General features: G+C 71.3%; 4 protein-coding genes. All 4 read right to left on the bottom strand.

What is annotated here, in order from left to right:
• Positions 1 to 189, bottom strand: a 189-nt coding sequence (locus ABZ780_RS31740) for a hypothetical protein (RefSeq protein ID WP_357488455.1), incomplete at its 3' end; no start/stop codon positions are given.
• 11 nt (positions 190 to 200) lie between these two features.
• Positions 201 to 713 (bottom strand): hypothetical protein, encoded by a 513-nt coding sequence (locus ABZ780_RS31735; RefSeq protein ID WP_357488453.1) that lies wholly within the window; start codon positions 711 to 713, stop codon positions 201 to 203.
• A 1-nt stretch (position 714) separates the two neighbouring features.
• Complete coding sequence (locus ABZ780_RS31730; RefSeq protein WP_357488451.1) at positions 715 to 1,206, bottom strand: hypothetical protein; 492 nt, start codon at positions 1,204 to 1,206, stop codon at positions 715 to 717.
• Positions 1,207 to 1,208: 2 nt separating this feature from the next.
• Positions 1,209 to 1,370, bottom strand: a complete 162-nt coding sequence (locus ABZ780_RS31725; protein WP_357488449.1) for a hypothetical protein — start codon at positions 1,368 to 1,370, stop codon at positions 1,209 to 1,211.
• Positions 1,371 to 1,514 lie beyond the last annotated feature (144 nt).

Raw genomic sequence — 1,514 nt, 5'->3', positions numbered from 1 at the left:
CTCGCGCCGGCGGACCGCCCAGAGCACGGCCCGCATGCAGGTGGGGTCCTGCGCACGGAGCCGGTCCTCGATGACCCGCCACGGGACGTCGCCCACGGCCTCCTCGATGTCGGCGGACTCGATCGCCGACAGGTCATCGGTGGACACCTGCAGCTCAGTGCCGTCGTCCTGCACGTATGTGATGATCATGATCGTCTCTCTTACTGAAGGTCCCGGCGGACATCGCCCAGGACGCGTTCGACTTCGGCCCGCATCCGCGGCTCACCGGCCCGCACGGTCCGCGACCACCACCCGGCAGGCCTGGCCCACTGGTTCGCCCAGCGCCGCTTGTTGCCGAACACGGGGTGGCGCAGGCGGCCGTCCTCGATCTGCTTCGGGACGCCGCGTGCGCCTGGCTCCAGCCGGGTGGTGTCCATCCACACGCGGGCACCGGGGTTGGCGCCGGTGCGGACGCTGATCCGGACCCCGCCCGCGAGCATCGCCCTGAACGGGCGTGTCGTCGGCGAGGGGCCGCCACGCTTCCCAGCCTTGCGGCCCTCGCTCACCAGCGGCTGGTTACGGATCGCACGCTGCAGATCCCTGTGCAGCGGCTCGGCTGCACGGCGGATCCGGCGGGACATGTTCTGCCGCAGCCGCGGCCCGCCCGCCCTGCGCATCCGCCGTGACAGCTCGATCAACTGCCCGGTTCCCAGGACCCGTACCGAGCTCGGCATCTCAGCCGCCCGACGCGGCCGGGATCGCGACGTTCTCCGCAGGCTCGGACGTGATCGCGAACTGCGCCATGATCTGCGCCGCCTGGTCCAGCTCACGCACCTTGGCCTGCGAGGTGACGGTCACGGGGTAGACGTCCATCGTCCCCCCTGTCGTGTCGCCCTCGTCCATCCACACGATGAACCCGGGCGTCTCGCGCACCAGCAGGCTGCGCACGTCGTCGCCATCCTTCGACGCCCAGAACGTCAGCGACGATTCCGCGGCCGTGATCTCACCGCCCACCACCGGCGTGAACCGCGAACCGAGCGCCGGGGTCGGCACGGTACCCGAGGTGGTCTGCCACCCGGCCATCGCGCCGGTCTCGCCCTCCAGCGCCGTACCCGCGTTCAGCTCCGCCCGGGTCGGCGATTTCTTGTTCGCGATCGTCGGCACCCACAGCACGCGCGTGATGCCGCGCCGGTAGTACCGCGTCGACTCGTTGATCGGAGTCGCCATGTTCAGCTTCCTTCCTCAGCTCGCCGACGGCCCTTCGCCGCGGACGCGTTGCTGCTGGCCTGGCCGTCGACGACCTGCCAGCCCGACCGCTCGTACACGGGCACCGAGACCTCCGGCACCTCGATCTCCTGCTCGATCCCCTCGTGACTCATCCGCACGCCCACCGCGCGGCTCCTCTCTACGTGAAGGCGCTGCCGGCCACCGTCAGCAGCAGCCGTGCGTGTGCGCCCTGTTCGGTCTGGTCCTGCACCAGGCGGGTGGCGCCGATGGCGGCCTCCACCGAGCGCAGGCCGAGGGTGGGGCGGGCC

The sequence above is a fragment of the Micromonospora sp. NPDC047467 genome, assembly GCF_040643095.1.
Classification (GTDB): Bacteria; Actinomycetota; Actinomycetes; order Mycobacteriales; family Micromonosporaceae; genus Micromonospora.
The sequence above is the reverse complement of the archived record's forward strand: the minus strand, read 5'-3'. Positions and strand labels throughout refer to the sequence as shown.

Coding starts and splice junctions, on each gene's coding strand:
- ABZ780_RS31730 (WP_357488451.1), bottom strand. CDS start 1,206: ATGGCGACTCCGATCAACGAGTCGACGCGGTACTACCGGCGCGGCATC.
- ABZ780_RS31735 (WP_357488453.1), bottom strand. CDS start 713: ATGCCGAGCTCGGTACGGGTCCTGGGAACCGGGCAGTTGATCGAGCTG.